Genomic DNA, 23,296 nt, shown 5'->3' with positions numbered 1-23,296 from the left:
CCGTGTTTATGGTAAAAGAGGAGATAAAAGCTCAAAAATTAGACAGATTAATGTTAATTCCGATGGCGTCTCAGAAGGAGGGGTAATAAAGTCGTGAGGACTACGAGTCCCGGCCCGCAGATGCTTTTTTCTTTTGTGGTTGTTGAGGTTGTAGTTGCGATTTTCTCGATGGAAGCTGTGGTGTTCCCTCTGACGGTCGTTTGACTCATGGTTTTGTTTGGAGTGTTAGTTGCCTTTTTGCAGAGTGTTACTTTGATGATTTTGACGTCATTGGGAAACCAGTAACCGGGAAGTTCCGTCGTGTTTTCATTATAATACCCGCAGTAAATCCAGACCGGAGTCGTGTTCAGATAGAGGAGAGTGACGTTCCGGGTCAAGCTACCATTTCTGAGGAGGAAATAAACGGGAAAACTCGTCGAATTCACAATCAAAACGGGTACGGAGGACCAGTTGGAGGCAACACTGGCGTTTACAGCCACTCTAAAGTCTGCCTCTAAGGGCGGATTCTTGGTTTTGTTTTGCTTAGAGGTCCATAAGGGCCAAAATTTCCTCGGGATTTCGATTTCCCAGCCGTTAATCTCTTTCTTGAAGGCCGTCTTTCCAAACCGGGACAAGCTCACGTTGACGCGCTCAGCGCAGAAGTTTTTCGTATCGAGCCGATAAACATCGTTAAATGATTTACTTATTTCAAACTTCCCCATGTCGACATAGTATGTAATGGTAATGTACCATGAACTATTCACATAAGCTATTCCGTTGTTAAAGTAAATGTCCGTTATGTTCTTGGGAATGTAAGATGGCAGGGACGTCTTCAACGCGGGGGTAAAATTCAGAAGATAAAGCTGAGAACCATTAAAGAGGAGGATATACTCTTGGTCACCATAAACTTCTGCCCAGCAACTGTCCATGCTGCACGTAATACCGTACTGAAGAACGGAGAGGGGAATTAGTGCTTCGCTTCCATTGGACAGCACGCTGTACTGAACTTCATAGAGAAAACTGGGTGACCTAACGTAGTAGACCGCCGAAACGGGAATGGCAAGAAGAAGAAAGGCAATGAATAAGGGAATCACCAGCCGGGGCATCTTCCTCTCACCTTATCAACGACTCTTAGGTCTGTGCCAAAGTAGTAGGCTCTCGTTGAGAATGCATTGGGGTTTACTTCCATAATTGCCCTATAGTAGTCACAGGCGCGCTCAAGGCACCCTTCATTGTCACATTTCACGCATTGCTTATTTTTGTATTCACATAAAGCACAGTGCCCACATTGGTCAGGGAGAACGGCACTGTCGGCTTCCATTTCTATTGAGACTGTTGTGTGAGGATTTTGTTTTCTCGCTGCTTCTGTGAGTTCTTCGTGAATGAACCGAATTTTCTCGACTAACTTTTCATACGAGTAGGGAAATTGCTGTTTAGTATCGTTAATGTATTCTATACATTCCGGGTACTCATAATAGTTCGGCTGGACGAAAACGTAATCAAAGTAACCTCCGATTTTGAGGATTCCGTCAAAGGCACCCTTACGCAAGTACGTTACACCTCTGCCTCCAGTTGCTGGGATCCAAATTAGTTCCAGTCCGTGGTTGTGAATGTAGTTACTCATGTCCTCGATGAATTGGATGTATGCTTCCTTGTATTGTTCCTTATCGCTTATACCCAATACTTTAACTGCCGGATCATTGATGGTGGCTTGGAGGCAACTCTCGTAGCTCCAGTAGAAACCGATTCTCCGAGGATCGTAAACGTTGAGCACTCCATCAATCCAGCCAGCCCAGTAGGAACCGTTAAACCCGTTGGCAGGATTGTCCCTTAAGTTACCGCTTTTGTCTGAGAACGGAATTGTGATGTAATATTTTACATTCCCCAGAATCTCAGAGAGAACCCAATGTGCAAAGTGCAACCCATCCATATACCCATTTCCATAACCTCTACCACTATACTTGATTCCCCGCCCTTCCCCACTAAGAACAACAATCCTGTCAAAATCCCTCTCCTTAAAGTCCCCAACGGTAGCTTTCCTACTTCCCACAGTCATCCTCGACTCATAAGTTCCAGTATCCTTATCCCACCTAACCCACCACAAACCAAACTTCAACATAATAGATCACCAATTGCAAGTAGTTATTTAGCATTATAAAAATCTTTATGTTAAATAAAACCATTAAAAACGTCCTAAAAGCTCCAAATTGGGTTGAAATTGTAGGGGTGGTAATCCATTACTCTCCAGTATCCATGAGGACGTGTAGGATTGTTCATCATTTTTCTGCTAAAAAATCCTTAAATATTCGAAACTTTTAACACTAAAACGTCAAACACTGTGACGTTTGAGGTGGTGCGGATGATTAAGCCCCGCGATGAGCTCGGAACGGCCATGACGGATTCTGCACAGAAGATACTCCTCCTCGGGAGTGGAGAACTCGGGAAGGAGATAGCGATTGAGGCTCAGAGGCTCGGCGTGGAAGTTATAGCGGTTGACCGCTACGCTAACGCTCCAGCCATGCAGGTCGCCCACCGCTTCTACGTGGGAGACATGAGGAACGCGGACTTCCTCTTCTCCGTCGTCGAGAGGGAGAAGCCCGACGCGATAATTCCTGAGATTGAGGCGATTAACCTCGACGCCCTCTTCGAGCTTGAGAAGGACGGCTACTTCGTTGTTCCGAACGCGAAAGCGACCTGGATAGCAATGCACCGCGAGAGGACGAGGGAAACCCTTGCGAAGGAAGCTAAGGTTCCTACCTCACGCTACGCCTACGCGACCACGCTCGATGAGCTCTACGAGGCCTGCGAAAAGATAGGCTACCCCTGTCACACAAAGGCGATAATGAGCTCCTCGGGTAAGGGTTCGTACTTCGTTAAAGGCCCGGAAGACATCCCCAAGGCATGGGAGGAGGCGAAGAAAAAAGCTAGAGGTAGCGCCGACAAGATAATCGTTGAGGAGCACATAAACTTCGACGTTGAGATAACCGAGCTGGCGGTGAGGCACTACGACGAGAACGGCGAGGTAGTTACTACCTTCCCGAAGCCCGTTGGCCACTACCAGATTGACGGAGACTATCACTCCAGCTGGCAACCGGCTGAAATATCGGAGAAGGCGGAGCGCGAGGTTTACAGGATAGCGAAGCGCATCACCGATGTCCTCGGCGGTCTCGGACTGTTCGGTGTAGAGATGTTCGTGAAGGGGGACAAGGTCTGGGCCAACGAGGTCTCGCCGAGGCCCCACGACACGGGAATGGTGACGTTAGCTTCCCACCCGACCGGCTTTTCCGAGTTCGGGCTTCACCTGAGGGCAGTTCTTGGCCTTCCGATTCCGGGCGAGTGGGTCGGTGAATACCACCTGTTCCCGCTCCTGACTTCAGCGGCAACGCACGTTATCAAGGCCAACGTCTCGGGTTACTCTCCGAGGTTCCGCGGGCTGACCAAGGCTTTAAGCATCCCTAACGCGACGGTGAGGCTCTTCGGCAAGCCCGAAGCCTATCCGGGGAGGCGTTTAGGCGTCGCTATAGCCTGGGACCGGAGCATTGAAGAGGCGAAGAGGAAGGCCGAGATGGTCGCCCACATGATAGAGCTCAGAACGCGCTCCTCTGACTGGCACGGACAGGATTACGAGAAGAGGAAGCACCTCCTCTGACCTTTTGTTTTCATTTGTTCATTATGTTAAATTCCGTACATTGAACACATGTACGGATTTGGTCTAATCCATTGGAAGATATCCGAAAAATTTAAAAAATCTTATGGCCATCAATATGGCGTAAACCCTTGGGATGAAATCAGGCCTGAGGATTGAAAATAAGGAAGTTGTAATCGAGGAGAGGGCTCGAATAAAGAGTGGGTGGAATTAAGAATCGGGGGGTCTTCCCTTCATCCCCCGTTTTGAATCAGTCATTTTTGTCGGTTTAAAATAAGAGGATATGAAAATTGAGATAGATGTTATTGAGAATCAGCTTCTCATTTTCTCCCTGTACTCTTCGAGCTTCCGCCTGAGTTCGTCATCCTTCAGTGCGAGAATTTCTATTGCCAAGAGGGCCGCGTTTTTGCCGTTGTCTATTCCTACCGTCGCCACTGGAACTCCCGGTGGAAGCTGCGCGATGCTGAGAAGCGCGTCGAGTCCATCGAGCTTGGCCGAAACCGGAACGCCGATAACGGGTTTAACCGTGTGGGCTGCTATAACCCCAGGCAGAGCGGCACTGAGGCCCGCTATGGCTATGAAGACGTCGTAGTCCTTCTTTGCCAGCTCCTCAACTTTTTTCGGGTTTCTGTGCGCTGATGCAACCTCGACGTCGTAGTCAACACCAAACTCGTCGAGGACTGTGGTTACCTTCTCTGCGATGTGGCTGTCGCTCTTGCTCCCCATGACGACCAGAACCTTCATGGCCATCACCGTTGACATAAAAAAGTTAAAACTTTAAAAATTTTCCGGGAAAATTTAGCAAATTTACGTCAAACTATTTCCAGGATGGGAACGCCGTTCTCAAAGTGGTACGTGAATCGTTCTATCTCCGTGCCCATTCCTGGGGCCTTGAGAACCTCAAGGTACCTCACAACTTTGCTCCCGCTGAGCTCGCTCCTCACGCGCAGGACGTAAGTGGCGCGTCTGTAAACTGAGGTGAGTATCCGGGGGCTCCCCTTTCTTCCCCAGAGCCAGAAGTTCGTTCCTTTTGGATACTCGCGGTATGCTTTTGCATTAGCCCTTATCTCGGCCGATATTTCGAGGTAACGTAAAGTCTCCAGTTCACCTCCTAGCATATCTATGTAATCTGACATGTCCATCGCAAACCCGTAGAGTTCCCTCCCTTCGAACATTCCGCGTTCTGCCCATGCTCTCTTGTGGGCCTCGACGACCTCTACGTATTTGGCGGGGAGGACATCAGCCGAAAGGGAGCCTCTAAGGTACCAAACGCCCTCAAGGTCGCTGATTATGTCGTAGAAACTTCCAAAGGTATCTATTATTGCAAGGTTTCCTTCCCTCAGGTACTTTCTCGCGTCTATTCCTGAGACCTCAAATGCCTTCATGAGGGCGTGTATGGGGTAGGATATGTTGAAGTATCCCACGAGGTTCCCTGCTCTCAGTTTCTCTCGCATTATATGGAAGAGAATCTCCTTTCCCCTCGCCCTTGGGTCTGCTTCGTGAATCAAAACAAAAGAGTGCTTTTTGAGTCCGCCCAGGGCCTCGTCAAGAGCGGGGATTTCCCACGAAAGCATTCAATCACCCCCGAAGAGCTCAAGCACTTCACCCTCGTTTGCTCCCTTGGTGACTATGCCAACCCTTCTCCCGTTGACCACGTGAGTCTCAATTACGATATCAGAAACTGTGTATGCAATGTCGCTTATATCTGGGCATTCCGGTTCGGAGAGCGTTAGAACAGTTCCTTCATATTCAGCGTTATTAAACAGTAGTTCCCTTACTGCAATAATCATCCTGTAAACGAGGTACGGTCTTCTGAACAGTTTGCAGACCCCCGTTGATGTATAAGTGAAAATCCAAAGGTTCCGCCACTCCCTTGATTCTAGGGTCTTAACGGCCCACTCCCTAAGTTTTATTATGAACACGGAGTCGTCGAGGTATCCGGAAAGCTGATGCACCCCTTCTTCTCTTCGGGGGATGCGGTAAATGCTACCGAAGGCGTCAAAGATGTAGAGGTTTTTTCCGAGGTGTTCTCTGATGTTTAATCCAACAGTTGTTGCATTGTTCTCAAACACCCTAAAGGGTTCATAAAGGAACAAAAACACTGTATCACCTCGTTCAAGGAGCCTCCTGAGGATGAGGAGTGAGAACAGTTCTCCGTTTGATTCCAAATCCGACTGAATTAGTGACAGTACACCCCCTGCGGGGAGCATTCGAAGAACCCTCTCGGTCCCATTCATGCCAATCCCCCTATGGTTATACAGCCTTGGATTATAAATGCCTTTCCCGTCTTTTGATGCCCGATAGTAGGCATCCAATTTATTGACATAAAAAGTTAAAAATAAATCTTAAAAAGCCAGGTTTTTGACATATAATTGGTGAAAACCATGAGGGTTCTGCTTGTCGGCGGAGGAGGAAGGGAGCACGCGATTGGGGAGACTCTCGTGAGGGGAGGTGCCGAGCTCTACGTCGTCTCGAAGCACAAAAACCCCTGCCTCGCGAGGCTCGCGAAGGGCTACGGTCTGGCGAAGGAGACGGATATCGAAAAGGTTCTTGAGTACGCCGAAAAATTCGGCGTCGAGCTGGCGTTCATCGGCCCCGAGGCGCCCCTGGAGAAGGGTATCGTTGATGCCCTTGAGGAAAACGGCATCCCCGCAGTCGGGCCGAGCAGGGAAGCCGCCAAGCTCGAAACCGACAAGGCCTTCGCGAGGGCCTTCATGGAGCGCAACGAAATCCCTGGGAGAAAGGTCTTCCGCGTCTTTGCCGACGTTTCGGAGATGCGCTCGTGGATTGACGACTTTGGAAGGCCCGTCGTTGTTAAGCCCATTGGCCTGACCGGTGGGAAGGGCGTTAAGGTCGTCGGCTACCAGCTGAGGGACAACGAGGAAGCTAAGTCCTACGCCGAGGAGCTCATCAGGCGCGACGGTAGGGTTCTTATCGAAGAACGCACAGACGGCGTCGAGTTCACCTTCCAGGTCTTCACTGACGGAAAAAGGGTTCTCCCGATGCCTCTCGCCCAGGACTACCCCCACGCCTACGAGAACGACGAAGGCCCGATAACCGGCGGGATGGGGAGCTACTCCTGCTCAAACGGCCTGCTTCCCTTCGTGACGCGGAAAGACTACGAGAAGGCCCTTGAGACGCTTAAAGCCACCGTCGAGGCCATGAGGAAGGAGGGGATGCCCTACAAGGGAATCCTCTACGGCCAGTTCATGCTCAGCAAGGGTGGGCCGGTTCTCATAGAGTACAACGCCCGCTTCGGCGACCCCGAGGCGATAAACGTCCTCCCGCTCCTCAGGACGAGCCTGCTTGAGATTGCGGAGGGAATAGTTGACGGCAACCTTCGGGGAGCGGAGTTCGAAAGTAAAGCGACGGTCGTCAAGTACCTCGCGCCGAAAGGTTACCCAACGAACCCAGTCAGGGGCGTAAAGGTGGAGGTCAACGAGAAGGCCGTTGAAGAGGTCGGTGCAAGGCTCTACTACGCCTCAATTGACGAGAACTTCACGCTACTCGGCTCGAGGGCCATAGCGGTCGTTGGAATCGCCGATAGCCTTGAGGAGGCTGAGAGGATAGTCGAGAGCGCGATTCCGCACGTAAAGGGCGAGCTGTTCTATCGCAGGGACGTCGGAACCAGGGAGAGCGTTGAGAAGAGGATTGAGCTGATGAGAAAGTTTGGAAAGGAATTCGAGCCGAACCCGTGCTGAGGTGATGGGAATGATAAGCCGCGATGAAATTTTGGGGATACTCGAGAGGTACGACCCCGAGAAAATAACAGTTGGCGTCCTTGGGAGTCATTCTGCCCTCGACATAGCAGACGGTGCCAAGGAGGAAGGTTTGCCTGTCCTCGTCGTCGCCCAGAGGGGCAGGCACAAAACTTACACCGAGTACTTCAGGCTGAGGAAGACGAAGGACGGCCTTACGAAGGGCTTCATTGACGAGGTGCTAGTGCTTGAGAAGTTCGCCCAGGTTATAGACGTTCAGGACGAGCTCGTGAAGAGGAACGTCATCTTCGTGCCGAACCGCTCGTTCGTGGTCTACACCGGCATTGACAGGGTTGAGAACGAGTTCAGGGTTCCGCTCTTCGGGAGCAGGAACCTGCTCAGGAGCGAGGAGCGGAGCGAGGAGAAGAGCTACTACTGGCTCCTTGAGAAAGCCAAGCTCCCTTACCCCGAGCCAGTTGAGCCGGAGGAGATTGACGAGGTCGGCCTCGTTATAGTCAAGCTTCCGCACGCCAAGAAGAGGCTTGAGAGAGGATTCTTCACGGCCGCGAGCTACAAGGAGTTCCGCGAGAAGGCTGAGAAGCTCATCAGGCTCGGTGTGATTACCGAGGAAGACCTTGCTAAAGCGAGAATCGAGCACTACATCATCGGGCCTGTTTTTAACTTCGACTTCTTCTACTCGCCTATTGATGGGGAGATTGAGCTTTTAGGAATAGACTGGCGCTTCGAAACGAGCTTGGACGGCCACGTAAGGCTTCCAGCGGCCCAGCAGTTGACCCTTCCCGAGTGGCAGTTCGAACCGGAATACACCGTAACGGGCCACGCCTCATCAACCCTTCGCGAGAGCCTCCTTGAGAAGGTCTTTGATATGGCCGAGAAGTACGTTAAGGCGACGCAGGAGTATTACGAGCCGGGAATAATCGGGCCGTTCACGCTCCAGACGGCGGTTGACAAGGACCTGAACTTCTACATCTACGACGTAGCTCCAAGAACCGGTGGCGGGACGAACATCCACATGGCGATGGGGCACCCATACGGCAACGCCCTCTGGAGAAAGCCGATGAGCACGGGAAGGAGGGTTGCTTTAGAGATAAAGCGTGCAATCGAGCTCGACGAGCTTGAGAAGGTGGTAACCTGATGGTTCAGATAGCAATAGCAGGCTCCAGCGACTCGGAGCTCATCCCTGAGGCCGAGGGGAAGGCGAGGGCCTTTGCCCGGGCGCTTCCCCTTGATGTCATACTCTTAACCGGCGGGAAGGGCGGAATAATGGAGGTCGTCTCAGAGGAGTTCAGGAAGCGCGGTGGGACTGTCGTTGGAGTCCTTCCAGGAGATGAGGAGGGGAACCCGTACAGCTCGATAAGGATAAAGACGGGCTTCAATCCAGCGGGCAGGAGCGTAGTCCTCGTAACATCGGCCGACGTCCTCGTCGTCCTCGGCGGCGGCTCTGGAACGATGGTAGAAGCTCTGATGGCCTACAACCTCGGGATTCCGGTAGTTGTTCTTACTGGAACCGGCTACAGGAGCGACGAGCTTAATGCCCTCGCGAAGGACGGCTTCTTCGACCACCGAAAGCGTGCGGAGGTTGCCTTCACCGAGAGCCCCGAAGAGGCCGTTGAGCTGGCCCTGGGGCTAGCACGTTCTTGACATTTTTCTGTTAAAATAATCCTTAAAAACTCTCGATTTTTACACTTTTCTGGCAAGGGTGGTTGCGATGAAGTGGAGGGTTACCGTCACCGTTCGCCTCAAGGAGAGACTCAACGACCCCGAAGGGAGGGTCATAGGGAAGGCACTCAGAAACCTCGGCTACGCGGTTGAGAACCTCCGCGTTCCGAAGTGCTTTGAGTTCGAGCTTGAGAGTGAAAAACCGGAGGAAGAGGTAGAGGAGATGTGCAGAAAGCTCCTCGCCAACCCGCTCATCCACAGCTGGGAGTACAGGATAGAGCCGGTGAGCTGAAATGGTGCGCTTCGCCGTTGTGGTCTTCCCTGGAACTAACTGTGACTTCGAGACTGAGAGGGCCATAAGAAAGGCCGGAGCCGAGGCGGAGCGCGTCTGGTATAAAACGAGCCTCAAGGACTTCGACGGGGTTGTTCTGCCAGGTGGCTTCAGCTACGCCGATTATCTTCGCGCCGGTGCGATAGCCGCCCGTCAGGAGATAATGGAGGAGGTTAAGGAGTTTGCCGAGGAGGGACGGCCGGTTCTCGGGATATGCAACGGCTTTCAAATCCTCACCGAGGCGGGCCTCCTTCCAGGGGCGTTGAGGCCCAACAGGGTTCCGCGCTTCCTCTGCAGGTGGGTTCACCTCCGCGTAAACGACGTGGAAACGCCGTTCACCTCCCTCTACGAGCCAGGGGAGGTCATAAGGATGCCGATTGCTCACGCGGAGGGCAACTATTACATTAACAACCCGTCGAAGGTTAGAATCGTCTTCCAGTACAGCGACGAGAACGGGAACGTGAGCGAAGAAGCCAACCCCAACGGCTCGGTTCTGAACATAGCGGCGATAGCCAACGAGCGTGGAAACGTTCTCGGAACGATGCCCCATCCTGAGCGCGCGAGCGACCGCTTTCTGGGGGGTGAAGACGGCCTGAGGCTGTTCAAAAGCATGGTTGAGTGGGCGAGGAGGTGAGGAAATGTTCCCGCACGAGGAGAAGCTCATCCGCGAGCGCCTGAAGAGGGAGCCTAACGAGCTCGAATGGGCGATGCTTGAGGTGATGTGGAGCGAGCACGCATCGTACAAATCCAGCAGGCCCTGGCTCAAGCTCCTCCCAACGGATAACGAGCACGTTGTTCTCGGCCCCGGCGAAGATGCTGGAATAGTGAAGTTCGACGACGAAACGTGGATAGCCGTTGGAATCGAGAGCCACAACCATCCAAGCGCGGTCGAGCCCTACGGGGGAGCGGCCACTGGAGTCGGGGGAATTGTGAGGGACATACTCTGCATGGGCGCGAGGCCGATTGCTTTGCTTGACCCGATACGCTTCGGCCCGCTGGAGAAGGAAAGAAACCGCTATCTCTTCGAGTACGTCGTTAAGGGCATAGCTGACTACGGCAACAGGATAGGCGTCCCGACCGTTGGGGGCGAGACGGAGTTCGACGAGAGCCTCGACAGCTACACGCTCGTTAACGTCGCCTGCGTCGGGATAATAAGGCCCGAGCACCTCGTCCATAGCTACGTGACCGAGGCAGGACTCAAGCTAATCCTCGTCGGCAACAGGACGGGCAGGGACGGCATCCACGGCGTCACCTTCGCGAGCGAGGAGCTGAGCGAGAACGCGGAGGAGGAAGACCGCTCGGCCGTTCAGATTCCCGACCCCTTCACAGAGAAGCTCCTCATTGAGGCCACCCTCGAGACCGTTTACACTGGCAAAGTCAAGGCACTCAAGGATTTGGGGGGCGGGGGACTGACCTGCGCCGCCTCCGAAATGGCTGGCAAGAAGGGCTTCGGGGCAGTAATCTACGCGGACAGGGTTCCGCTCCGCGAGCCGGGGATGACCCCAACCGAGGTCATGATTTCCGAGAGCCAGGAGAGGATGCTCTTCGCGGTTAAGCCGGAGGACGTCGAGGAGATAGGCAGGATTTTCGATAAGTACGAGCTCGAGTGGACCGTCGTCGGCGAGACGATTGAGGAGCCACGCTTTGTCGTCTACTGGAAGGGTGAGAAGGTTGCGGATTTGCCTATAGAGCTTTTGACAGAGGTTCCAACGATAGAGTGGGAGCTGAAGCCTTACAGCGCCGAGGGGCCGGTCGAAACTCCCGACGTTCCCTTTGAGAGGGCCTTCGACCTCGTCTGGGGCAGTCCAAACATCTTGAGCAAGCGCTGGGTCTGGGAGCAGTACGACCACGAGGTTCAGGGGAGAACGGTTCTTAAGCCTGGAAGGGACGCGGCGGTTCTTAAGATAAACGACGAGTACGGTTTAGCTTTCGTCGCCGACGGCAATCCAAACCACAGCTACCTGAACCCCTACCACGGCGCGATGGGGGCCGTTGCCGAGGTGGTGAGAAACCTGGTCAGCGTTGGGGCCGAGCCTTTAGCGCTCGTTGACAACCTCAACTTCGCCTCGCCCGAGAGGCCCGAGGTCTACTGGAGCTTCGCCGAGACCGTCAGGGGTCTGGCGGACGCGGCAAGGGCCTTCGGCCTGGCGTACGTCAGCGGGAACGTGAGCTTCTACAACGAGGTCGTTGACAGGCCGATAAAGCCGACTCCCGTCGTTGCTGGCCTCGGGAAGGTGAAGCTTGAGGCTATTCCGAATGGGGGTTTCGAGGAGGGCCTCCTCATTGGCGTTGTCGGCCTCACGAAGCCCGAACTCGGCGGTTCTGAGCTCTTCGCGAGGCTCGGCGTTGAGGGTGGCCTCGCACCGCGCGTGAACCTGGAGGAAGAAAAAGCCAACGCGAATGGCGTCCTTGAGGCGATAAGGAGGGGCCTCGTCAGGGCCGTCCACGACGTGAGCAGGGGCGGACTCGCGGTCGCTTTGACGGAGATGGCCCTGAACGGCGTCGGCTTCACCGCAGACCTCTCGAAGGTTCCCTCCGAAATCACTAACCCAATCGAGGTCGCCTTCAGCGAGAGCCACTCAAGATACATCGTGGCCTTCCTGGAGGAAAACCTTGAGGAGCTTAAGAGCCTCTTCAAGCACTTTGCCATCATCGGGAGAGCAGAGGGGAGCGACGCGGTCTTCCTCTGGAACGGGCAGGAACTCCTCAAAAAACCCGTTTCGGAGCTCAGAGCCGTTCACGAGTCCCTACCAAGGCTTTTGGGTGAGGAGGAATGAGAGTAGCAACGTATGCCTCCCACTCGGCCCTTCAGATTTTGAAGGGGGCGAAGCAGGAAGGCTTTGAGACTATAGCCTTCGGAAAGGCCCGGGTTAGACCGCTCTACACGAAGTACTTTCCGGTTGCCGATTACTTCATTGAGGGGAGCTATCCCGAGGAAGAACTCCTTAATCTTGACGCTGTGGTCATTCCCACAGGTTCCTTTGTGGCGCACCTCGGCGTTGAGCTCGTCGAGAAGATGCGCGTTCCGTACTACGGCAACAAAGAGGTGCTGAGGTGGGAGAGCGACAGGAACCTCGAGAGGAAGTGGCTCGAGGAGACGAAGCTACGCCTTCCGAGGGTCTACAACGACCCCGACGATATAGACGGCCCTGTAATCGTCAAGCCCTTCGGGGCGAAGGGAGGAAAGGGTTATTTCCTGGCAAAAAGCCCTGATGACTTCTGGAGGAAGGCCGAGAGGCTCGGCATCAGGGACAAGGAAGACCTGGGCGGAATCCAGATTCAGGAGTACGTGATTGGAGTTCCGGTTTATCCGCACTACTTCTACTCAAAGCTGAACCGCGAGCTTGAGCTGATGAGCATCGACCGTCGTTATGAGTCGAACGCCGACGCGATAGGCAGGATTCCAGCGAAAGAACAGCTGGACATCGATGTAAACACCAACTACACGGTTATCGGCAACATTCCAATCGTCCTGCGCGAGAGCCTGCTCATGGACGTCATTGAGGCCGGTGAAAGGGTAGTGAAGACCGCTGAAAAGCTCATGGGAGGTCTCTGGGGGCCGTTCTGCCTTGAGGGCGTTTTCACGGAGGATTTAGAGTTCGTGGTCTTCGAGATTTCGGCGAGGATAGTTGCCGGAACGAACCCCTTCGTCCACGGCTCCCCCTACAGCTGGCTCCGCTATGATTTCCCGGTGAGCACCGGCAGGAGGATAGCGATGGAGCTGAGGCAGGGGCTTGAGGAGGACAGGCTCGACGAGGTTTTGACGTGAAAGTGTTTAAGCGGGTTAGGTTTATAAAGCGGATTCCAAAGCGGGTGTAAAAGGTGGTGCTCATGTGGGAGGACTTCATCAGGGAGAAGGTTGAGGAGATTAGGAAGACCGTCGGCGACGGGAAGGCGATAATAGCGCTCAGCGGTGGCGTTGACAGCTCAACTGCCGCTGTACTCGCGCACAAAGCTATAGGCGATAGACTTCACGCTGTTTTTGTCAACACGGGCTTCATGCGCAAGGGCGAGCCCGAGTTCGTTGTCAAGACCTTCCGCGACGAGGTCGGCCTCAACCTGCACTACGTTGACGCGAGCGAGCGCTTTTTCAGGGCTTTGAAGGGCGTTACCGACCCGGAGGAGAAGAGGAAGATAATAGGTCGCGTTTTCATCGAGGTCTTCGAAGAGGTCGCGAAGGAAATCAACGCCGACTTCTTGATTCAGGGAACCATCGCCCCGGACTGGATTGAGAGCAAGGGGAAAATCAAGAGCCACCACAACGTCGGAGGTCTGCCAGAGAGGCTCAACCTCAAGCTCATAGAACCGCTCCGCGACCTCTACAAGGACGAGGTTCGGGAGCTGGCGAAGGAGCTCGGGCTTCCGGAGAAAATTTACAATAGAATGCCCTTCCCTGGGCCGGGCTTCGCCGTCAGGGTTCTCGGGGAGGTCACGCCGGAGAAGATAGCGATAGTCAGAGAAGCAAACGCGATAGTCGAGGAGGAAATCGAGAAAGCAGGGCTTAGGCCCTGGCAGGCCTTTGCGGTTCTGCTTGGCGTCAAAACCGTCGGCGTTCAGGGCGACATAAGGGCCTACAAGGAAACCATCGCGGTTAGGGTCGTTGAGAGCCTCGATGGGATGACGGCAAACGCCATGAACGTCCCCTTTGAGGTTCTCCAGAGGATAGCCTTCAGGATAACGAGCGAGATTCCCGAGGTCGGGAGAGTCCTCTACGACATCACCAACAAACCGCCCGCTACCATTGAGTTCGAGTGAAGGCTTATTTACATTCGTTTCCAACTTTATTCGGTGGGAACATGGGCGAGATTATCGAGGTGATTTACGAGAACGGCGTGCTGAAGCCTCTCAGGCCCCTCAAGTTAAAGGAGGGGCAGAGGCTCAGGGTTAGGATTTACCACGAGGACTTCCTTGAGCTGGCAAGGGAGATGAGGAAGAAGATAACGGCCGAGAAAACACACGAAAAGAATTAAATAAGGTTCTCATCTATATTGGGTGTGGGAGGGACAATGAGAAACCAATGGGAATTAGCAAGAATTGTTGTTAAAGACTTTGGGCCAATAGCTAAAGCTAATATTGTATTGAAGCCTTTAACAATATTTTTTGGAAAAAATAATACTGGCAAAACCTATATGGGATATCTAGCGTGGTATCTTGCTAATAGGGAATACTTAGCTAGATTAAGAGCTAATATCTTCCATAGTACGGAATTTAATGCGGTTTCTAAAAAAATAGAACATATCATCAAATCACTTAATCCTCTTCAACATTCTAAACGATTTCCACTTAAGCAATTTAAATATGCTGGGCATTTCGGGTTTTCCCCAAAGGTTCTAGTTTCTCGTACTGATCTTTACAAATTATTCAACTTCCCTATGAATTACAGAAAAATATTAATTGAATATTATCCTCCCTTCAAGGTTGAGATAGGAATACGCATCATGGAAACAATATCTTCACAAGAGAGCCTTTTAGAGAGAACATTTCCACCTAACTCTTCCAACGTTCCCAAGAACCTAATTCCCGTCATGGGATTTGGAAAAGTACAAAAAGACCAACATACCTCCAAAAAGAATAGCTTAGCAGTAGGAGTTAACGAATCCATTAAACCTTTCGAATTTGAAGTAGTTGTTTTTAGGAAGAAGGATAAGTATAATAGATATTATGCATGTATAACTGTTCGTTCTTCTGTATTGAGAGATGATAAAACTATTAAGGAAATCGCAAGAGGACTATTACGGGAAGTCAGTACAGTTCACATTCGACAAATTTTCAGGAACTCGATTTTTATACCTGCATCCAAAAGTGGATTTATTCTAGTAAGTAAACATTTAGCAAGCCAACTAGTTGTGAGGGCCCTCTCTGGCTCAAGTATATTCATTGAAGATGAAGATATTGCAGTCTCTCGTTATTCGGAGGAATCTGATTTAAATCTCCCAAGCCCTATTGTTGATTTCATTCGTAAAGACCCAGCATTTTCAGATAGTTACTCTGATAAACCTACTGCTTACTTCAGATCCATCTGGAGATTCTTAGAAAACGAATTGATAAAAGGTCATCTTGAGTATAATAGGATTCTAAATACTATAAGATATCGGCCATTTTTAGATAAAAATGTCTCTCTTCCATTGCAATATTCTTCATCATTAGTGGATGAAGCAAGTCCTCTTCTCTTGTATCTTAAATACTCGAGGTTTGTAGAACCCAAAACCCTCTTAATAATAGAAGAACCTGAGGCCCATCTTCATCCTGACGCTCAAAGAGTACTTGCACGTGCATTGGTTAAACTAGTAAATAGAGGAGTGTATGTAGTATTGATAACTCATAGTCCATACATACTTCAACAAATAAACAACAACATCAAACTATACTATCTCAAAAAAGCCGGGAAAGAAAAAGAACTAAAAGAATTCCTTAAAAACCATGGTTGGGAAAAAGACGAAATACTAGATCCCTCAAAAGTCGCCCCATATTTGTTTGATAATAATGAAGGATATACAAAGATACGTGAACTTGAAATTTTTAGGGATGAAGGAATTTCCTCTGAAGCATTTTATTATACGATCATAGAATTACTAAAAGAAACTGAAGAACTAACAGAACTGCTGAGTGGGTCTTCTGAGAGAGGTAATGGTGAAGAGTATGACCCGGAAGATTCCTGAAATAGACTATTCAAAAATCAAGACCCAAATTACTCAATTTTTCTCTCCAAGCTTGGTGGAAAGCGGAAGTAGGATTGAGATTAATCATAGTAAACATGAATGGATAATTAGAATTCATGAAACTTCTCCAAGTGCTAAATTAAAAACTCTAGAATTTAGAGTCCCTAAAAAAAAGATATATCAGCCTATACCTATCAGGACTGACAATAGGGATATACTGCACTTATTCAAAAATGGAAACAACTGTGAAAGTTCTCTATTAGTGATAACAAAAGATCACAAACTGCATATATTGCTCGTTGAAATGAAGAGTACATTAAAGTCACTATCGGTCTATGATGATCTTGAAAAAAAAGTAATTGGGTCAGCAATTCTCATTTTGACAATTTTAAGATTCTTAGAAATTGATTATGGGGAGGGAATATGGAAGGTAGTATTTGCATATTACAAAGATGACATTAAAAATAACACACGTAGCTATCCTAAGGGAGACCTCATAAAATATGAAGCAAAACTTGTTCATAACACTCGCCCAACCAAGAAATACATTAGAGTGCCTTTACCTTGGGGTAGAGAATTTAAAGTTTTTATAAAAACAATTGAGACGAAATCAAGTTCTTATTCAACTAATCTGATGAAAATAATATAACCGATTTAGATATTTAGGGAGGTGGGCTCATGATAGTTATAATGGACAACGGAGGGCAATACGTCCACAGGATTTGGAGAACGCTCCGCTATTTGGGAGTTGAAGCGAAGATAATCCCCAATACCACCCCGCTCGAGGAAATCAGGGCGATGGAGCCGAAGGGAATAATCTTCTCAGGTGGCCCCGACATAAACAAGACGGGCAACTGCGAGGCCATTCTGGAACACTACGACGAGTTCAACGTTCCAATCCTCGGAATCTGCCTCGGCCACCAGCTCATAGCGAGGCACTTCGGGGGAAAGGTCGGCAGGGGCGAGAAGGCCGAGTACAGCTTGGTTGAGATTGAAATAATCGAGGAAAACGACCTCTTTAAGGGCTTTCCAAGGAAGCTGAAGGTGTGGGAGAGTCACATGGACGAGGTGAAGGAGCTCCCGCCGGGCTTTAAACTGCTCGCGAGGAGCGAAACCTGCCCGGTTGAGGCTATGAAGCACGAGAGCCTTCCAATCTACGGCGTCCAGTTCCATCCCGAGGTCTCCCACACCGAACGCGGGGCCGAGGTCTACAGGAACTTCGCGAGGCTCTGCGGGGAGCTCTAGCTCAGCTAGTCGGTCCTCTCTTCACCTTTCCGCAACGGATTTACTCATCATCGCCTCGCACTATCTCAATGGAGTACGTCAACTCGGCACCGCTCAGCTTGACCTGGGCCGAGGCGGAGCAGTACTTATCCTGACTCAGTTCTATGGCCCTTCTCGCCTTTTCCTCCTTAACGTTTCCGTAAATCCTGTAGTGAATGTGAACCTTGGTGTAGACCTTCGGGTATTCCTCCCTTCTCTCTCCGGAAATCTCAACTTCGAGGCCCTCAATCGGCTCGCGCATCTTCTTGAGAATCATGACGACGTCGTAGGCGGTGCAACCGGCAATGCTGAGGAGAAGGAGCCTCATCGGGCTTATTCCACCGTCCCCAAGGATTATCGAGCATCCACCATCTTCCATCGAGCCGACGAACTGCATTCCATCAACCCACTTGACGCGACCCTTCACGCTCATGAAACCACCGTAGTTCCTACCGCGTGAGTTTTAAAGCCCTTTCCTCAACCTCTGGTCATGTACATTCGACCCTTCGACCCCTGGAAGGCGAAGCTCTGTACGTGTCCCTTCAAGTACACGCTGAACGTCTACACCGGCTGTGACCACGCCTGCGTTTACTGCTACATAACGAGCTATATTCCCAACGCCTTCCGCGTGAGGACAAAGGAGAACCTCCTACCAAAGCTGGAGAAGGAGCTCAGAAAGTTCGACCGGCGTTACATTATAGCCCTCTCCTACTCATCCGACCCCTATCCGACGGTAGAACGCGAGCTCGGGATAACGAGGAAGGTCCTTGAGCTTTTCAAACGCCACGACGTCCGCTGTCTGCTCCTCACCAAATCCGATATCTTCGAGCGTGATATAGACATTCTGAGCGAGCTCCGCTGTGCCGTTGGAATCACCGTGACGACGGTTGACGAGAGGAAGGCGAGGCTCCTCGAGCCGAACGCCCCATCGCCGAAGGCGAGGATACGTGCGTTGAAGAAGGCTAAGAACGCGGGGATTCCTGTTTACGCGAGGATAGACCCGATTATCCCCTTCTACACCTGGGAGGACTTCGACGAGACACTAAAAGCTCTAAGCTTCGTGAGCCACATCACAGTTTCAACCCTCAAGCTGAGGCCCGACTCCAAGAGGAGGATGTTCGCGAAGTTTCCGGAGCTGATGGAAAAGCTGTGGCCGCTCTACGAGAGGGGGGAGAGGATTGGCGGCTACTACTACCTACCGAGAGAGCTACGCTTCCAGATTCTGCGAGAGGCTGAGAAAAAGATAACGGAAAGTGGCATCACGTTTGGTTCGTGTCGGGAAGGTTATCGCTCGTTTCCGAGCTGTGATGGCTCTCATCTTGTTCCTTAGCGAGCTCCTCGCGGATTTCGGCTTCAATTGCTCTTCTCTTCATTTCGTCACTTTCCTCATGCCTCTTTAATGAGGCCTCAACCAGGGCCCTGTACAGGGGGAGCATCTCGGGCAGGTGCTCCGGCTGCCACTGGACGCCGAGAATGAAGCCCTCTTTGCCCTCTATAGCTTCTATCAGGCCGTCAACAGCGAAGGCAACCTGTCTGAGTCCTTCTCCAACCCTCTTCACGGCCTGGTGGTGGAAGCTGTTTACCCACGCCCATCCCTCGTTTGTTCCCTCGATGTTCAGGCTCTCGCGCAGGATGGAGTACAATCTTGAGTCCGCCTTTATTCTGATGGTATGAAGCCTCTGCTCCGGCCTCGTGCTTCCAAAGCTCCAGTCGTGCTTTATCGCCTTGGGGATGTCGTAGATGTCTTGATAGAGCGTTCCGCCGAGGGCGACGTTGATTACGTGCATTCCCCTTCCTACCCCGAGGATTGGAATTCCTACCTCGACGGCGAGCTTTACCAGCTCAATCTCGAACTCGTCTCGAAGAACGTCAACTTCCCTGAGGCTCGGCGAGGGGTCCTCCCCGTAGAAACGCGGGTGGACGTCGGGTCCTTCAATGAGCAGTATCCCGTCGGAGACTTCTATGATATCCTCGGGCTCGATTTCGGGGCTGAAAACTGCTGGAAGTCCGCCGGCCTCTATAACGCGCTTTATGTGTGCTCTGCCGGCTGAAAGGGACTCGGTCCAGGGAGAACCTATGATTGCTATCAGGGGTTTCATGCCACCACCGATGGAAATCTGAGAAAGAAAAGGGTAAAAAGCTTTTCCTCACTTCTTAAGGGCCTTGATTTCTTCCTCAATGACCTCGGCGAGCCTCCTAACGCCTTCCCTGATTGTGTCTTCCGGAACGTAGGTGAAGTTCAGCCTGAGGGTGTTCTTGACGTCGCGGTGGGCGAAGAAGGCCTCACCGGGGACGTAGGCGACGCCCTTGGCGACGGCTTTCTCCATCATGAGCTTGGTGTCTATTCCCTCCGGCAGAGTGACCCAGACAAACATTCCTCCGTCTGGCCTGGTCCACTCAACTCCATCGGGCATGAACTCCTCGAGGGCCTCGAGCATTGCATCTCTGCGCGGCCTGTAGAACTCGATTATCTTCGGTATGTGCTCATCGAGATGGCCCTCCTCGACGTACTTCCACGCTATAACCTGACCGAAGGGGTTTGCACAGAGGTCAACGGCCTGCTTCGCTATCTCCATCTTCCTTATGAAGTGTGGGTGGGCTGAAACCCATCCGAGGCGGAAGCCAGGGGCGAATATCTTTGAGAACGTCCCGAGGTAGATAACCCTGCCCTCGTCGTCGAAGTGCTTTATCGGCGGAATCGGCTCGCCCGAGTAGCGGAGCTCGCTGTAGGGGTTGTCCTCGACGATGAGGAAGTCGTACTCCTTGGCGAGCTCTATGAGCCTCTTCCTCCTGTCAAGGCTCATGGTGACTCCCATCGGGTTCTGGAATGTCGAGACGGTGTAAACGAACTTAACTCGCTTTCCTTCTCTCTTCAGCTCCTCAAGCTTCTCCTCGAGGATGTCAATCCGCATTCCGTCGTGGTCCATTGGAATGCTCACGAACTCTGGGTCATAATATTTGAACGCGTTGAGCGCCGCGAGGTAAGTCGGAGCCTCGACGACGACAATGTCACCGGGATTTATGAAGACCCTTCCGATGAGGTCGAGGGCCTGCTGTGAACCTGCCACTATCATTATCTCGACCTTGCTCATTGGGATGCCGTAGCGCTTTTCCATCCACTTCGCGAGGGCGAGGCGGAGTGGAGTGAATCCTTTGGTCGTTCCGTACTGCAGGGCCTTGTCGGCGTGCTCCGTGAGGACCTCCTGGGCAATCTTCTTGATAATCTCGACCGGGAAGGTCTCTGGGGCGGGCAAACCGCCGGCCAGGCTGATAACATCGCTTGTCTCGACGAGCTTAAGGAGCTCTCTAATCTCCGAGGCCTTCATCTGAAGGGCCTTCTCGGAGAAGAAGGACTCAAAGTTGAGGGGCTCGGACGCGAGCTTCCTTTCAAGTTTTTCGTGCATAGCCACCACCTCAATGAACATGCCTGAGCACGTCACCAAATCTATACACTAAGAACTTCGGGTCTTTCGTTATAAACCTTTCCCAACGCCCAGATTTGGTCTTTACAAAGGTAAACACGGCTTCCTTCGGCAATTTAAGGGCACTGGAGGACTTTTGGTGACATTGATGCACTAAAAACACCTCAAAGCCCCTTCGGGTTCTTGCGCCTTTTCAGAAAAAATATAAACCCTGTCTCCTAAACCTGAGTTTACCAGGAGGTGATAGCGATGCCAGTGGTGAAGGAAGTCCTTGAAATAGCGGAGAAGATAAGGAACATGGAGATACGCGGTGCGGGAAAGATAGCCCGTTCAGCGGCCTACGCTCTCCAGATACAGGCCGAGAAGAGCGGGGCCAAGACCGTTGACGAGTTCTGGGAGGAGATGAAGCAGGCCGCAAAGATACTCTACGAGACAAGGCCAACCGCGGTTTCCCTGCCCAACGCCCTCCGTTACGTCATGCACAGGGGCAAGATTGCCTACTCGAGCGGTGCCGACCTTGAACAGCTTAGGTTCATCATAATCAACGCCGCCAAGGAGTTCATACACAACTCCGAGAACGCGGTCAAGAGGATAGGCGAAATCGGCGCGAAGCGCATTGAAGACGGCGACGTCATAATGACCCACTGCCACAGCAAGGCCGCGATAAGCGTCATGAAGACCGCCTGGGAGCAGGGCAAGGACATCAAGGTCATCGTAACCGAGACGAGGCCCAAGTGGCAGGGCAAGATTACCGCCAAGGAGCTGGCTTCCTACGGAATTCCGGTCATCTACGTCGTCGATTCAGCCGCCAGACACTACATGAAGATGACGGACAAGGTCGTCATGGGAGCCGACAGCATAACGGTCAACGGCGCGGTGATAAACAAAATTGGAACGGCCTTGATAGCGCTTACCGCCAAGGAACACAGGGTTTGGACGATGATTGCTGCAGAAACCTACAAGTTCCACCCCGAGACGATGCTCGGCCAGCTCGTCGAGATTGAGATGCGCGACCCAACCGAGGTTATTCCCGAGGAAGAGCTCAAGACTTGGCCTAAGAACATCGAGGTCTGGAATCCAGCGTTTGACGTTACGCCTCCAGAGTACGTTGACGTCATCATCACCGAGCGCGGGGTCATTCCACCGAGCGCCGCCATAGACATCCTCAAGGAGGAGTTCGGCTGGGCGCTCAAGTACCGCGAGCCCTGGGAGGACTGACTTTTCCCTCTTTTTCCACCGATACCGTTTAAAACTCCTCACCCTTCTATACCTGAGGAAAGAAAGGAAGGTGATGCTCATGAAGGTTTACATTGCAGAGAACGTCCGAGGGATTTACGCCTTCGACGAGAGCGGGAAGCTCATCGCGAGCAAACCCTTCAGCGGAAAGCCAGAGACAAGCCTCGACAGGCTTTTGAAGGGAGAACCGAGCGACGAACTGCTCGCCCTGCTCGACGAGCTGAATGGAGAAGGCTATGAAGAGTTCATCGTGGAGGACACCGAGCTGAGCAGAAAGCTCAAGGAGCTCGGCTACAACGCAACAGCTGAGTTCCCGAACCTGGCGGGAGAAAAGCTCCGCTCAAGTCCAGAGGAGTTCCTCGGCGATAACTGGTTTGACGAGTACTACACCGTCGGAGTTGCCCTGACGAGGCTCCGCATACAGGAGCAGAGCGGTGCGCGCGACAAGATGATTATACAGGCCATCGAGGCGCTCGATGACATTGACAAGGTCATTAACCTGCTCGTTTCGAGGCTGAGGGAGTGGTACGGACTTCACTTCCCAGAGCTCGACGAGATATTGCCCAAGCACCCGCAGTACGTTGCCTTCGTCAAGGAAATTGGCCCGAGGGAGAACGTGAGCAGGGAGAAGCTTGAAAAGCTCGGCTTCTCGGAAGGCAAGGTTGAGAAGATTCTCAAAGCGGCCGAGAAGTCCATGGGAGCACCGCTCGGCAAGTTCGACAGCGAAATCATAAGGAAGCTCGCCAGCGAGATTTCCGACCTCTACAAGCTGAGGGAGCAGATTGAGGACTACCTTGAGACGGCGATGGACGAGGTGGCTCCAAACCTGAAGGCCCTCGTCGGTGCAAAGCTTGCCGCTCGCTTGATGAGCCTCGCTGGAGGCCTTAAGGAGCTCGCCATGATGCCCGCTTCAACGATACAGGTTCTTGGAGCCGAGAAGGCCCTCTTCAGGCACCTAAGGACGGGCGCCAAGCCGCCAAAGCACGGCGTCATCTTCCAGTACCCAGCTATAAACCGCTCGCCCTGGTGGCAGAGGGGTAAAATTGCGAGGGCTTTAGCTGGAAAGCTGGCCATAGCGGCTCGCGTTGACTACTTCTCTGGTGAATACATCGGTGAGGAGCTCAAGAAGGAGCTCGAGCAGAGAATCAAGGAAATCAAGGAGAAGTACCCGAACCCACCGAAGAAGAAGGCCAAGCCTGAGAAGAAAAAGAAGAAGTTCAAGGGCAAGGAAAAGAAGGGCAAGAAGCACGAGAAGGGCAGGAAGGAGAAGAAGGGTAAGGGCAAGCCCGATAAGAAGGGTAAGAAGAAAAAGAAGGGCAAGAGGTGATGTAGATGAAGGTTAAGAAGCACAGGTTCCCGGGCGTTTACATCGTCATCGATGA

At 52.0% G+C, this 23,296-nt stretch carries 24 protein-coding genes; 16 read left to right on the top strand and 8 right to left on the bottom strand.

Annotated features, from left to right (window positions below):
- Window positions 1-53 precede the first annotated feature (53 nt).
- Entirely contained in the window at window positions 54-1,085 is a 1,032-nt protein-coding gene (locus MVO87_RS04480; protein ID WP_297512978.1) for a CGP-CTERM sorting domain-containing protein, read from the bottom strand.
- Window positions 1,070-2,098, bottom strand: a complete 1,029-nt coding sequence (locus MVO87_RS04475; RefSeq protein WP_297512981.1) for a DUF4855 domain-containing protein — start codon at window positions 2,096-2,098, stop codon at window positions 1,070-1,072. The genes MVO87_RS04480 and MVO87_RS04475 overlap by 16 nt, the downstream gene beginning before the upstream one ends.
- Before the next feature lie 240 nt (window positions 2,099-2,338).
- On the opposite strand from MVO87_RS04475, the gene purT reads away from it, so the two are divergent.
- Window positions 2,339-3,628, top strand: a complete 1,290-nt coding sequence (gene purT, locus MVO87_RS04470; protein WP_297513000.1) for a phosphoribosylglycinamide formyltransferase 2 — start codon at window positions 2,339-2,341, stop codon at window positions 3,626-3,628.
- A gap of 309 nt (window positions 3,629-3,937) precedes the next feature.
- Here purT and purE read toward each other — a convergent pair whose 3' ends face one another.
- The 3 genes from purE to MVO87_RS04455 all read right to left on the bottom strand — a co-directional run bounded on the left by purE (window position 3,938) and on the right by MVO87_RS04455 (window position 5,940).
- Entirely contained in the window at window positions 3,938-4,369 is a 432-nt protein-coding gene (gene purE / locus MVO87_RS04465; RefSeq protein WP_297513002.1) for a 5-(carboxyamino)imidazole ribonucleotide mutase, read from the bottom strand.
- Window positions 4,370-4,437: 68 nt separating this feature from the next.
- A complete protein-coding gene (locus MVO87_RS04460; protein WP_297512983.1) occupies window positions 4,438-5,199 on the bottom strand; it encodes a hypothetical protein in 762 nt (253 codons plus the stop codon).
- Window positions 5,200-5,940, bottom strand: a complete 741-nt coding sequence (locus MVO87_RS04455; protein ID WP_297512984.1) for a hypothetical protein — start codon at window positions 5,938-5,940, stop codon at window positions 5,200-5,202.
- Between the two features lie 69 nt (window positions 5,941-6,009).
- Here MVO87_RS04455 and purD point away from each other — a divergent pair, with 69 nt between their 5' ends.
- The 12 genes from purD to MVO87_RS04395 all read left to right on the top strand — a co-directional run bounded on the left by purD (window position 6,010) and on the right by MVO87_RS04395 (window position 17,238).
- On the top strand, window positions 6,010-7,326 hold the full coding sequence (gene purD, locus MVO87_RS04450) for a phosphoribosylamine--glycine ligase (RefSeq protein ID WP_297513004.1): 1,317 nt from the start codon (window positions 6,010-6,012) through the stop codon (window positions 7,324-7,326).
- 10 nt (window positions 7,327-7,336) lie between these two features.
- Window positions 7,337-8,479 (top strand): formate--phosphoribosylaminoimidazolecarboxamide ligase family protein, encoded by a 1,143-nt coding sequence (locus MVO87_RS04445; protein WP_297513005.1) that lies wholly within the window; start codon window positions 7,337-7,339, stop codon window positions 8,477-8,479.
- Window positions 8,479-8,985, top strand: a complete 507-nt coding sequence (locus tag MVO87_RS04440; RefSeq protein ID WP_297512986.1) for a TIGR00725 family protein — start codon at window positions 8,479-8,481, stop codon at window positions 8,983-8,985. The genes MVO87_RS04445 and MVO87_RS04440 overlap by 1 nt, the downstream gene beginning before the upstream one ends.
- A 67-nt stretch (window positions 8,986-9,052) precedes the next feature.
- Window positions 9,053-9,295 (top strand): phosphoribosylformylglycinamidine synthase subunit PurS, encoded by a 243-nt coding sequence (gene purS / locus MVO87_RS04435; RefSeq protein ID WP_297512988.1) that lies wholly within the window; start codon window positions 9,053-9,055, stop codon window positions 9,293-9,295.
- A 1-nt stretch (window position 9,296) separates the two neighbouring features.
- Window positions 9,297-9,968 (top strand): phosphoribosylformylglycinamidine synthase I, encoded by a 672-nt coding sequence (gene purQ, locus MVO87_RS04430; RefSeq protein WP_297512990.1) that lies wholly within the window; start codon window positions 9,297-9,299, stop codon window positions 9,966-9,968.
- Window positions 9,969-9,972: 4 nt separating this feature from the next.
- The gene (gene purL, locus MVO87_RS04425; RefSeq protein WP_297552345.1) at window positions 9,973-12,111 is read left to right on the top strand and encodes a phosphoribosylformylglycinamidine synthase subunit PurL; all 2,139 of its coding nucleotides are present in this window, start codon (window positions 9,973-9,975) and stop codon (window positions 12,109-12,111) included.
- Complete coding sequence (locus MVO87_RS04420; protein ID WP_297514031.1) at window positions 12,108-13,103, top strand: formate--phosphoribosylaminoimidazolecarboxamide ligase; 996 nt, start codon at window positions 12,108-12,110, stop codon at window positions 13,101-13,103. Before purL ends, MVO87_RS04420 begins: the two co-directional genes overlap by 4 nt.
- Before the next feature lie 62 nt (window positions 13,104-13,165).
- Window positions 13,166-14,089: a glutamine-hydrolyzing GMP synthase gene (gene guaA, locus MVO87_RS04415; RefSeq protein ID WP_297514039.1), complete on the top strand. Its 924-nt coding sequence runs from the start codon at window positions 13,166-13,168 to the stop codon at window positions 14,087-14,089.
- 41 nt (window positions 14,090-14,130) lie between these two features.
- Window positions 14,131-14,304: an antitoxin family protein gene (locus tag MVO87_RS04410; protein WP_297514029.1), complete on the top strand. Its 174-nt coding sequence runs from the start codon at window positions 14,131-14,133 to the stop codon at window positions 14,302-14,304.
- 24 nt (window positions 14,305-14,328) lie between these two features.
- Complete coding sequence (locus MVO87_RS04405) at window positions 14,329-15,993, top strand: AAA family ATPase (RefSeq protein WP_297514026.1); 1,665 nt, start codon at window positions 14,329-14,331, stop codon at window positions 15,991-15,993.
- Window positions 15,974-16,642 (top strand): hypothetical protein, encoded by a 669-nt coding sequence (locus MVO87_RS04400; RefSeq protein WP_297514023.1) that lies wholly within the window; start codon window positions 15,974-15,976, stop codon window positions 16,640-16,642. Before MVO87_RS04405 ends, MVO87_RS04400 begins: the two co-directional genes overlap by 20 nt.
- Before the next feature lie 29 nt (window positions 16,643-16,671).
- Entirely contained in the window at window positions 16,672-17,238 is a 567-nt protein-coding gene (locus MVO87_RS04395) for a GMP synthase subunit A (RefSeq protein ID WP_297514020.1), read from the top strand.
- Between the two features lie 40 nt (window positions 17,239-17,278).
- Here MVO87_RS04395 and MVO87_RS04390 read toward each other — a convergent pair whose 3' ends face one another.
- Entirely contained in the window at window positions 17,279-17,689 is a 411-nt protein-coding gene (locus MVO87_RS04390; protein ID WP_297514017.1) for an OsmC family protein, read from the bottom strand.
- 57 nt (window positions 17,690-17,746) lie between these two features.
- Between MVO87_RS04390 and MVO87_RS04385 the strand changes: the two genes are divergently transcribed.
- Window positions 17,747-18,586: an SPL family radical SAM protein gene (locus MVO87_RS04385; protein ID WP_297552343.1), complete on the top strand. Its 840-nt coding sequence runs from the start codon at window positions 17,747-17,749 to the stop codon at window positions 18,584-18,586.
- On the opposite strand, the gene MVO87_RS04380 is transcribed toward MVO87_RS04385, so the two are convergent.
- Both MVO87_RS04380 and MVO87_RS04375 read right to left on the bottom strand, forming a co-directional pair.
- Window positions 18,516-19,355: a gamma-glutamyl-gamma-aminobutyrate hydrolase family protein gene (locus MVO87_RS04380; RefSeq protein WP_297552340.1), complete on the bottom strand. Its 840-nt coding sequence runs from the start codon at window positions 19,353-19,355 to the stop codon at window positions 18,516-18,518. The two genes, MVO87_RS04385 and MVO87_RS04380, sit on opposite strands and share 71 nt — an antisense overlap.
- Window positions 19,356-19,403: 48 nt before the next feature.
- Window positions 19,404-20,660 (bottom strand): aminotransferase-like domain-containing protein, encoded by a 1,257-nt coding sequence (locus tag MVO87_RS04375; protein WP_297552352.1) that lies wholly within the window; start codon window positions 20,658-20,660, stop codon window positions 19,404-19,406.
- A 267-nt stretch (window positions 20,661-20,927) separates the two neighbouring features.
- Here MVO87_RS04375 and MVO87_RS04370 point away from each other — a divergent pair, with 267 nt between their 5' ends.
- Window positions 20,928-21,896 (top strand): ribose 1,5-bisphosphate isomerase, encoded by a 969-nt coding sequence (locus MVO87_RS04370; RefSeq protein WP_297512338.1) that lies wholly within the window; start codon window positions 20,928-20,930, stop codon window positions 21,894-21,896.
- 79 nt (window positions 21,897-21,975) lie between these two features.
- Entirely contained in the window at window positions 21,976-23,241 is a 1,266-nt protein-coding gene (locus tag MVO87_RS04365) for a C/D box methylation guide ribonucleoprotein complex aNOP56 subunit (protein ID WP_297552350.1), read from the top strand.
- Window positions 23,242-23,296: the final 55 nt, after the last annotated feature.

It is taken from the genome of Thermococcus sp., from assembly GCF_027063845.1.
Taxonomy (GTDB): Archaea; Methanobacteriota_B; Thermococci; order Thermococcales; family Thermococcaceae; genus Thermococcus.
Note: the sequence above shows the minus strand (reverse complement) of the source record. Positions and strands in the feature narration are given on the sequence as shown.

Excerpts from the sequence above, each read along its gene's own strand:
- MVO87_RS04460 (WP_297512983.1), bottom strand. The coding sequence starts at position 5,199 with ATGCTTTCGTGGGAAATCCCCGCTCTTGACGAGGCCCTGGGCGGACTC.
- MVO87_RS04370 (WP_297512338.1), top strand. The coding sequence starts at position 20,928 with ATGCCAGTGGTGAAGGAAGTCCTTGAAATAGCGGAGAAGATAAGGAAC.
- MVO87_RS04420 (WP_297514031.1), top strand. The coding sequence starts at position 12,108 with ATGAGAGTAGCAACGTATGCCTCCCACTCGGCCCTTCAGATTTTGAAG.
- purD (WP_297513004.1), top strand. The coding sequence starts at position 6,010 with ATGAGGGTTCTGCTTGTCGGCGGAGGAGGAAGGGAGCACGCGATTGGG.
- purL (WP_297552345.1), top strand. The coding sequence starts at position 9,973 with ATGTTCCCGCACGAGGAGAAGCTCATCCGCGAGCGCCTGAAGAGGGAG.
- MVO87_RS04410 (WP_297514029.1), top strand. The coding sequence starts at position 14,131 with ATGGGCGAGATTATCGAGGTGATTTACGAGAACGGCGTGCTGAAGCCT.
- MVO87_RS04365 (WP_297552350.1), top strand. The coding sequence starts at position 21,976 with ATGAAGGTTTACATTGCAGAGAACGTCCGAGGGATTTACGCCTTCGAC.
- MVO87_RS04380 (WP_297552340.1), bottom strand. The coding sequence starts at position 19,355 with ATGAAACCCCTGATAGCAATCATAGGTTCTCCCTGGACCGAGTCCCTT.
- MVO87_RS04375 (WP_297552352.1), bottom strand. The coding sequence starts at position 20,660 with ATGCACGAAAAACTTGAAAGGAAGCTCGCGTCCGAGCCCCTCAACTTT.
- purT (WP_297513000.1), top strand. The coding sequence starts at position 2,339 with ATGATTAAGCCCCGCGATGAGCTCGGAACGGCCATGACGGATTCTGCA.
- MVO87_RS04385 (WP_297552343.1), top strand. The coding sequence starts at position 17,747 with ATGTACATTCGACCCTTCGACCCCTGGAAGGCGAAGCTCTGTACGTGT.
- MVO87_RS04480 (WP_297512978.1), bottom strand. The coding sequence starts at position 1,085 with ATGCCCCGGCTGGTGATTCCCTTATTCATTGCCTTTCTTCTTCTTGCC.
- MVO87_RS04445 (WP_297513005.1), top strand. The coding sequence starts at position 7,337 with ATGATAAGCCGCGATGAAATTTTGGGGATACTCGAGAGGTACGACCCC.
- MVO87_RS04475 (WP_297512981.1), bottom strand. The coding sequence starts at position 2,098 with ATGTTGAAGTTTGGTTTGTGGTGGGTTAGGTGGGATAAGGATACTGGA.
- MVO87_RS04440 (WP_297512986.1), top strand. The coding sequence starts at position 8,479 with ATGGTTCAGATAGCAATAGCAGGCTCCAGCGACTCGGAGCTCATCCCT.
- MVO87_RS04395 (WP_297514020.1), top strand. The coding sequence starts at position 16,672 with ATGATAGTTATAATGGACAACGGAGGGCAATACGTCCACAGGATTTGG.
- guaA (WP_297514039.1), top strand. The coding sequence starts at position 13,166 with ATGTGGGAGGACTTCATCAGGGAGAAGGTTGAGGAGATTAGGAAGACC.
- purS (WP_297512988.1), top strand. The coding sequence starts at position 9,053 with ATGAAGTGGAGGGTTACCGTCACCGTTCGCCTCAAGGAGAGACTCAAC.
- MVO87_RS04390 (WP_297514017.1), bottom strand. The coding sequence starts at position 17,689 with ATGAGCGTGAAGGGTCGCGTCAAGTGGGTTGATGGAATGCAGTTCGTC.
- purQ (WP_297512990.1), top strand. The coding sequence starts at position 9,297 with ATGGTGCGCTTCGCCGTTGTGGTCTTCCCTGGAACTAACTGTGACTTC.
- purE (WP_297513002.1), bottom strand. The coding sequence starts at position 4,369 with ATGAAGGTTCTGGTCGTCATGGGGAGCAAGAGCGACAGCCACATCGCA.
- MVO87_RS04400 (WP_297514023.1), top strand. The coding sequence starts at position 15,974 with ATGACCCGGAAGATTCCTGAAATAGACTATTCAAAAATCAAGACCCAA.